The organism is Aeromicrobium sp. 50.2.37 (assembly GCF_024655735.1).
GTDB lineage: Bacteria > Actinomycetota > Actinomycetes > Propionibacteriales > Nocardioidaceae > Aeromicrobium.
Genome location: NZ_JANLGG010000030.1, coordinates 1 through 9,502, shown reverse-complemented (window position 1 = coordinate 9,502; position 9,502 = coordinate 1). Strand labels below are relative to the sequence as shown.

At 74.0% G+C, this 9,502-nt stretch carries 1 protein-coding gene; it reads left to right on the top strand.

What is annotated here, in order from left to right; all coding sequences use genetic code 11:
- Window positions 1-264 precede the first annotated feature (264 nt).
- Entirely contained in the window at window positions 265-9,444 is a 9,180-nt protein-coding gene (locus NUV38_RS14500) for a type I polyketide synthase (protein WP_257729804.1), read from the top strand.
- The last annotated feature ends 58 nt before the right edge of the window (window positions 9,445-9,502 follow it).

Genomic DNA, 9,502 nt, shown 5'->3' with positions numbered 1-9,502 from the left:
TCAACCGCAGGACGCGATCTGAGGTTGAGGATCCACCGATGGGGGGTCCGTGGGCTCGGCCGACCCCGACGCGCCAGTCCGGTCGAGGCGCTTTCGGAGACCAGTCAGGGTCGGAGTGGAGGCAGCGCAGCCGCACGACCAGGGTGAAGCGCACGGACGTGTGACCAACAGAACATGAGGAAACCCTCGGAATAAACTTGAGGTTCCTCTCACGTTTTGCGACGATGGTGCTTCCACCCACCTGCCGCAGCGAGGTAATTCGACGTGACCACCACCCCCACGACGCCGACCACCACGAGCACCGCCACCACCGGAGGCCGCCGCGAGGCGCTGGTCGACCGTCTGCGGGGTGGGCAGCGCTACGCCGTCGTCGCCGGGGGGCAGGGAGAGGTCTGGCTCGACGCGCTCGCCACGCTGGTCCGCGACTTCGCTCTCGAGGCGGACCTGAAGACGATCGTCGACCGCGCCGAGCGGACCCTCGAGCCGGTGGCCGGCGACCTGCTGCGCACCGGGGCCACCGTCACGCCGCTGGCGTGGGTCGACGCCCTGGCCGTCGGCGAGTCCGCCGAGGACGACGAGGCGCCCAGCCTCCCGTCACCCGACGACCAGCAGGTCCCGGCGGTGTCCGTCCCCGGCATCCTGCTCACCCAGCTCGCCGGACTGTCGGCCCTGCGCCGCCAGGGGCTCGACGTCACCGCGACCCCGCCGGTCGCGTCCGCCGGGCACTCGCAGGGTTCCCTCGCGCTGGAGGCGTTGGCAGGCGCCGACCCGGCCGATCTCTACGCGTACGCCCGTCTGGCCGGTGCGGCCGCCCACGTCGTGGGTCGTCGCCGTGGCCTGCTCGGAGCCACGATGCTCAGCGTCACGGGGGAGAGCCCCGCGCGCGTGGCGGAGGCGCTCTCGACGCTCCCCGCCTCGGCGGACGTGGTCACGCACCTGCGGAACGGGCGTCGTTCCGTGGTGCTGTCGGGTCCTGAGGAGGGTCTGCGCCGTGCCCAGACGCTCATGGACGAGGTGGCCGCCGCCGAGAAGGACGAGCGTGCACGCAAGGTCACCGGCGGCGCGGCGTTCAAGCCCGTCGTCGAGCCCGTGGCCGCGCAGCTCGCCTTCCACCACCCTGCACTCTCCGACGCCGCCGACCTCGCCGCCACCTGGGCGGCCGCCTGTGGTCTCGACCCCGAGCAGGCTCGCACGCTCACGCGGCGTGCCGTCGTCGACCCGGTCGACTGGGTCGCCGAGGTCGAGCGCGTGCTCGACGCCGGGGCCGAGTGGCTGCTCGACGTCGGTCCCGGCGACCTGGCCGCGCGCCTGAGCGCTGCCGAGGCGAAGGTCCGGGGCGCCGGCGTGGTGTCCGTCGCCACGCGCCGCGGCCACCGTGAGCTGACCGTCCCCGGCGCGGCTCCGCGTCGCAGCCGTCCGTGGTCGTCCTACGCGCCCACCGCCGCCACGCTGCCCGACGGCAGCCTGCGCGTCGAGACGGCTTTCACGCGTCTGACCGGTCGCTCGCCCGTGCTGCTGGCCGGCATGACGCCCACGACCGTCGATGCCGCGATCGTCGCCGCCGCCGCGAACGCCGGCTACTGGGCCGAGCTCGCCGGTGGCGGCCAGGTGAGGGAGCAGATCTTCACCGAGCGGATGGCCGAGCTCGACGACCTCCTCGACGAGGGCCGCACCTTCCAGTTCAACTCCCTCTTCCTCGACCCCTACCTGTGGAAGCTGCAGCTCGGCGGTCAGCGCCTGGTGCAGAAGGCGCGCGCCGCGGGCTCGCCCATCGACTCCGTGATCGTCACCGCCGGCATCCCCGAGCTCGACGAGGCCGTCGCGCTCGTCGAGGAGCTGGCCGAGGTCGGCATCGAGTACGTGGTGTTCAAGCCGGGCACCGTCGCGCAGATCCGTCAGGTGCTCGCGATCGCCGAGAAGGTCGCGCCGCGCTCGATCATCGTGCAGATCGAGGGTGGCAAGGCCGGCGGACACCACTCGTGGGAGGACCTCGACGACCTGCTCGTCGCCACCTACGCCCAGCTGCGCGCCCACGACAACGTGGTCGTCTGCGTCGGCGGCGGCATCGGCACCCCCGAGGTGGCTGCGGCCTACCTGACCGGTGAGTGGGCCCGCGCCCACGGCCATCCCGTCATGCCGCTCGACGGCGTGCTCGTCGGCACCGCGGCGATGGCGACCCTCGAGGCCACCACCTCGCCCGCGGTCAAGCAGCTCCTCGTCGACACGCCCGGGACGCCCGCGTGGGTCGGGGCCGGTGCCGCCGCCGGCGGCATGTCCTCCGGACGCAGCCAGCTGGGCGCCGACATCCACGAGATCGACAACACGGCGTCGCGCACCGGCAGGCTGCTCGACGAGGTCGCCGGCGACGCCGACGCCGTCGCAGCCCGCCGCGACGAGATCGTCGAGGCCCTCGACCGCACCGCCAAGCCGTACTTCGGCGACGTCGCGACCATGACCTACGGCGCGTGGCTCGACCGCTTCGCCGCGCTCACCACCGATCATTCCGCCCCGGCGGGGGTGCCGGGCCGTGGGCGGCAGACAGCACTGACGGGCCACGACGACGAGGGCGGTTCAGCCTGGCTCGACGTGACGCTGCGCGACCGCTTCCACGCGATGCTGCAGCGCGCCGAGGCCCGACTGGTGGACGCCGACCACGGCGCCGTCGCCACGCTGTTCGCCGCGCCCGCCGACGTCGAGGACGCCCCGGCCGCGCTCGCCGCGCTGCGCGAGGCCCTCCCGGCCGTCGACGACGTCGTGCTCCACCCCGCCGACGTGCCGTTCTTCGTGCAGGTGTGCCGCCGTCCGGGCAAGCCCGTCCCGTTCGTGCCCGTGATCGACGCCGACGTGCGTCGCTGGTGGCGCTCGGACTCCCTGTGGCAGGCCCACGACCCGCGCTTCGCCGCCGACGAGGTCTGCGTCATCCCCGGCACCGTCTCGGTCGCGGGCATCACCCGCGTGGACGAGCCGGTGGCCGACCTGCTGCGCCGCTTCGAGGACGCCGCGGTCGACGCGGTGCTCGCCTCCGGTGCCGCACCGCTCGAGGTCGTCGGCCTGCGCCGCGCCGACGGCGCCACCGGTGCCGTGTCCCTCGTGCTCGCCTCGCCCGACGCCGTCTGGGCCGGCCGTGCCGTGCGCAACCCCGTGCACCGGCTCGGGACCCCGGCCTCGTCGTCGACGGGCTGGGTGAGCGTCGCCCCCGAGCGCGCCGAGCACCCCGAGACGGGTGCCGTCCTGACCGGTTCGGGCGCCACCGCCGAGCTCGTCGTCCCGCTCGACCGCGGCGGACGCACGCTGACGCTGACGTTCGACGTGACCGACGGCGTCGCCACCGGTGGCGCACCAGTGATCTCCACGAGCACCGCGGCCGCCGCGATGCTCGAGCTGCTCACCGCCGCCGCGGGTGGCTCGCTCCCGTCGGTCTCCGACGGCGCCGCGACGCTCAGTGCGCCCTGGAGCGACGACCTCGCCGCCGACCACGCCGGCGTCACCGCCGGCGAGACCGCGACGTTCGTGCCCGACGCCCTCGTGGGCCTCGCCTGGCCGGCCGTGTTCGCGGTGATCGGTGCCAGTCGGACCGACTCCGGCGATCCCGTCGTCGAGGGCATGCTCGACCTCGTCCACCTCGACCACGCGATCGACGTGACGCGCACGCCGGTCGACGGTGTCGAGCTGAGCCTCCGGGCCGCCGTGCGCTCCGTGCGGGCGACCGACCTCGGTCGTGTCGTCACGGTCGACGTCACCGCCGCGGACGCTGACGGCACCGTGGCCACGCTCGTCGAGCGCTTCTGCGTCCGGGGCCGTCCCGGCTCGGCCGACGCCGGCGAGCCCGTCCGTGCCGGTGGCCGCCTGGGCGACGCCGAGGTCCACCCGACGCCGCGCCGCACCCGCGCCGAGGGCACGGTGGTCACCCCCACCGACCTGCGCGCCTTCGCCTCCGTCTCGGGCGACCACAACCCCATCCACACGAGCGTGGCCGCAGCCCGTCTGGCGGGTCTCGGCGAGCCGATCGCCCACGGCATGTGGCTGTCCGCCGCCGCGCAGCGCGTAGTGGCCGACGCCACCGGACGCACGCTGCTCGGCTGGACCACCCGCTGGCTCAGCCCTCTGGCCCCCGGCGCGACCGTCTCGGTGAAGGCCGAGCGCACCGCCCTGGTCGACGGTGACGAGGTCGTCGAGGTCACCTGCCGCGCCGGCGGTGAGCTCGTCATGGCCGCCACGGGCCGGGTGGCCGCGCCGCGCACGGCCTACGCCTTCCCCGGCCAGGGCATCCAGCACCCGGGCATGGGCATGGCCGGCTACCAGCGGTCCAAGGCCGCCCGCGCCGTGTGGGACCGTGCCGACGCGCACACCCGCAGCGCGCTCGGCTTCTCGATCCTCACCGTCGTGCGCGACAACCCGACCGTGCTCGTCGCCCACGGCACCACCCACAAGCACCCCGACGGCGTGCTGTTCCTGACCCAGTTCACGCAGGTGGCCATGGCGGTGCTCGGCGCCGCCCAGATGGCCGAGCTGCGCGAGTCCGGAGCGTTCGTCGAGGGCTCCGTGCTGGCCGGCCACTCGGTCGGTGAGTACAACGCGCTCGCCGCCGTGTCGGGCGTCATCCCGCTCGAGGCCGTCGTGGAGGTCGTGTTCCAGCGCGGCTCCGTCATGCACACGCTGGTGCCGCGTGACGAGCACGGTCGCAGCGACTACCGCCTGGCCGCCATCCGTCCGTCGCAGATCGGCCTGGCCGACGACGAGGTCACCGCCTACGTCGACGGCGTCGCCGAGCGCAGCGGGCAGTTCCTGCAGATCGTCAACTACAACCTGCGCGGCTCGCAGTACGCCATCGCCGGCACCGTCCGCGGCCTCGAGGTCCTCGAGGAGGACATCGCCGAGCGTCGTGCGCGCTTCGGTGGCAAGGCCGCCTTCATCCTGGTGCCCGGCATCGACGTGCCGTTCCACTCGCGCGTGCTCCACGGCGGTGTCCCGGACTTCCGGGCCCGCCTGGAGGAGCTGCTGCCGGCCGAGATCGACCCGACGATCCTCGAGGGCCGCTACGTGCCGAACCTCGTGCCCCGGCCGTTCTCGCTCGAGCGGGGCTTCGTGCAGGAGATCGCCGACCTGGTCGGGACCTCTCCGCTGGACGAGGTCCTCGCCGACTTCGACGCCTGGGCCGCGCGTCCGCAGGCGCTGTGCCGCACGCTGCTCGTCGAGCTCCTGGCCTGGCAGTTCGCCAGCCCGGTGCGCTGGATCGAGACGCAGGACCTGATGTTCGCCTCGGAGCAGAACGGCGGCCTCGGGGTGGAGCGCTTCGTCGAGATCGGCGTGGGCCAGTCGCCCACCGTCGCCAACCTCGCGTCGTCGACGCTCAAGCTCCCAGCCGTGCAGTCCACGCTGCCTCACTCCCGCCCGCGGCCCGGGACCCCCGCCGGGGCGAGCGCGGGCGTGGAGGTCTTGAACGTCGAGCGCGACGCCGCCGCGGTGTTCGCCACCGACGAGGACCCGGCTCCCGTCGAGGACGAGGTCGTCGACGAGGGCCCGGCCGCCGAGGCCGCTCCTGCTGCTGCGACCCCCGCCCCGACGACGGCGCCCGCCTCCTCCGGGGGCCCGAGGCCGGCGGACCTGACGTTCGACGCGGCCGACGGAACCCGCACGCTCATCGCCTGGTGGACGAAGCTGCGGCCCGAGCAGATCGGTGCCGCGGACTCCATCGAGTCGCTCTGTGACGGTGCGTCGTCTCGCCGCAACCAGCTGCTGGTCGACCTCGGCGGCGAGCTCTCGCTCGGTGCCATCGACGGCGCCGCCGACGCCGACGTGCCCACGCTCTCGGCCCAGGTCAAGGGCCTGGCCCGCAGCTACAAGCCGTTCGGCCCGGTGCTCTCCGCGACCTTCGCCGACCACCTCAAGAAGGTGCTCGGTCCGACGGGTCGCAAGCAGTCGGCCGTCGCCGACCGCGTGACCGACGTCTGGCAGCTCGGTGCGGGCTGGGCGAGCCACGTGCTGGCCGAGCTGGCGCTCTCGACGCGTGACGGTGCCAGCGTGCGCGGGGGAGACCTCGCCACGATCCCGGTGCCGTCCAACGGCGCCGAGGTCGACGCGGCCGTCGACGCCGCCGTCCAGGCCGTGGCCGCGCGCCACGGCGTGAGCGTGGACCTGCCGTCCGCCGGTGGCTCCGACGCCACCGTGGACGCCGCCGCCCTCGCCGAGATCACCGGCGAGATCACCGGACCCGACGGCGTGCTCGCCAGCACCGCCCGTCACCTGCTCGCGCAGCTGGGGCTCTCCGCCGACGTCCCGTCGACGGAGTCCGATGCCGACACGCAGCGTGTGCTCGACCGGGTCGAGGCCGAGCTCGGCTCCGACTGGGTCGACGCGGTCGCGCCGGCGTTCGACGAGCGCCGTGCCGTGCTGGTCGACGACCGCTGGGCCAGCGCCCGTGAGGACCTCGCTCGGGTCGCGCTCGGCACCCTCGATGCCGACGACGTCATGTTCACCGGAGCCGGCGAGGTCGTCGCCACGCAGGCCCGCTGGTGGGCCGGGCGCACCGACGACGCCGCACTGAAGGCCCGCCTGGAGCGGATCGTCGAGGACGCCCTCGACACCACTCCCGGCACCTGGAGCGACGACGTCGCCGTCGTCACCGGCGCAAGCCGTGGCTCCATCGCCGCCTCGGTCGTCGGCGAGCTGCTCGCCGGTGGCGCGACGGTCGTCGCCACCACGTCGAGCCTCGACAGCCGCAAGGTCGGGTTCTTCCGCGACCTCTATCGCACGCACGCCCGTGCCGGTGCCCGCCTCTGGGTGGTCCCGGCCAACATGGCCTCGTTCGCCGACGTCGACGCGCTCTCGTCGTGGATCGTCACCGAGCAGGCCCGCACGGTCGGCAGCACCAAGACCGTGACCAAGCCGGCCCTCGTGCCCACGCTGCTCGTGCCGTTCGCGGCCGGCCGCGTGATGGGCGACCTGTCCGACGCGGGCAGCCGCACCGAGGTCGAGGCCCGCATCCTGCTCTGGTCGGTGGAGCGCCTCGTCGGCGCCCTCGCCACCACGGGCCGCGACCACGACCTGGCGTCCCGCCTCCACGTGCTGCTGCCGGGCTCGCCCAACCGTGGCATGTTCGGCGGCGACGGCGCGTACGGCGAGGCCAAGGCCGCGCTCGACGCCGTCGTCACCAAGTGGGGCGCGGAGAAGAGCTGGTCGGACCGCGTCACGCTGACCCACGCCATCATCGGCTGGGTCCGCGGCACGGGCCTCATGGGCGGCAACGACCCGCTGGTGCAGGCCGTCGAGTCCGCCGGTGTCCGCACCTGGAGCCCCGACGAGATGGCCGATGCGCTGCTCACGCAGGGCTGCACGACCGCGCTGCGCGAGCAGGCGTCCGTCGCCCCGGTCGAGCTGGACCTGACCGGCGGGCTCGGCGAGGCCGACCTCGACCTGCGCGCCCTCGCCGAGGGCGTGGAGCGCCCGACGGTCGAGGAGGCCGACGAGACGCCCACCGTGGCGGCCCTCGCGCCGTCGCCTGCGCAGCTGCCCGACACCGCCACCCCGGCGTGGGGCGAGGTCACCGCACGCCCCGAGGACATGGTCGTCATCGTCGGCACCGGCGAGCTGGGCCCGTACGGCTCGGCCCGCACCCGCTTCGAGATGGAGGTGCACGACGAGCTGTCCGCGGCCGGCGTGCTCGAGCTGGCCTGGAACACCGGCCTGATCACGTGGGACGACGTCAACCAGGGCTGGTACGACGTCGAGTCGAACGAGCCGGTCGACGAGGCCGACGTGCACGAGCGCTACCACGACACCGTGGTCGCACGGTGCGGCATCCGCACCTACGGCGACGACGGCTCGATGGTCGACAACACCGCGCCGCTGCTCACGTCGGTGTACCTCGACGAGGACCTGACGTTCTCGGTCGGCAGCGAGTCCGAGGCCCGCGCCATGTTGGCCGCCGATCCCGAGCGCACCAGCGTCACGTCGTCACCGGACGGCGAGTGGACCGTGACCCGCAAGGCCGGCACGGAGATCCGCGTGCCGCGCCGCATGGAGCTGAGCCGCACCATCGGCGGCCAGATCCCGACCGGCTTCGACCCCTCCGCCTGGGGCGTCCCGGCGGAGATGCTGGAGTCCATCGACCGCGTCGCGATCTGGAACCTCGTGTGCACCGTCGACGCGTTCCTCTCGAGCGGCTTCACGCCGGCCGAGCTGATGCGCTGGGTGCACCCGGCCTTCGTCGCCAACACGCAGGGCACCGGCATGGGCGGCATGGCCTCCATGCACGCGCTGTACATCAACACGCTGCTGGGGGAGAACAACCCCAACGACATCCTGCAGGAGGCGCTGCCCAACGTCATCGCCGCGCACGTCGTGCAGTCGTACGTCGGCAGCTACGGCGCGATGATCCACCCGGTCGCCGCGTGCGCCACCACGGCGGTCTCCGTCGAGGAGGGTGTCGACAAGATCAAGGTCGGCAAGGCCGAGTTCGTGGTGGCCGGTGGCTTCGACGACCTCAGCACCGAGGGCATCATCGGCTTCGCGGACATGTCCGCGACGGCCGACTCCGGCGCGATGCTCGCCAAGGGCATCGACCCGCGTCGGGTGAGCCGGGCCAACGACCGTCGTCGCGGCGGGTTCGTGGAGTCCCAGGGCGGTGGCACGTTGCTGCTGGCCCGCGGTGACGTCGCGGCCCGCATGGGCCTGCCGGTCCACGGCGTGGTCGCCTACGCCGGGTCGTTCGCGGACGGCGTGCACACGTCGATCCCGGCGCCCGGGATCGGTGCCCTGGCCGCGGCCATCGGTGGGCGCGAGTCGCAGCTGGCCCGCTCGCTGACGGTGCTGGGCCTCGACGCCGACGACATCGGTGTCGTGAGCAAGCACGACACGTCGACCGACGCGAACGACCCGAACGAGTCCGAGCTGCACGAGCGGCTCGCGGCGGCGATCGGTCGCAGCGCCGGCAACCCGCTGTTCGTGGTGTCGCAGAAGACGCTCACCGGCCACGCGAAGGGTGGTGCCGCCGCGTTCCAGCTGATCGGTCTCACCCAGGTGCTGGCGGGCGGGATGCTGCCGCCGAACCGCAGCCTCGACTGCGTCGACGACGTGCTCGCCGAGCACGAGCACCTGGTCTGGCTGCGCGAGCCGCTCGCCGGTGCGACGCTCAAGGCCGGTCTGGTCACGAGCCTCGGCTTCGGCCACGTGGCGGGGCTCATCGCCCTGGCGCACCCGGAGGCGTTCGTGCAGGCGCTGCCCGAGGCCGAGCGCGAGGACTACCTCGCACGGTCGCGCGAGCGGGTCGTGGCCGGCCGGATGCGCCTGGCGCAGGTGATGGTCGGCGCGGCCACCGCGTACGAGCGTCCTGCGGGTCGACGGCTCGGCAAGGAGGGCGTGCGGGGCCGGGAGGCGTCGGTGCTGCTCGACCCGCAGGCGCGCCTGGGCGACGATGACGTGTACGTCGCCACGGCCTGCTCGTGACCCCCGGCGGGGGTGCCGGGCCGTGGGCGGCGGACGGTGCCGGCGGGGGTGCCGGGCC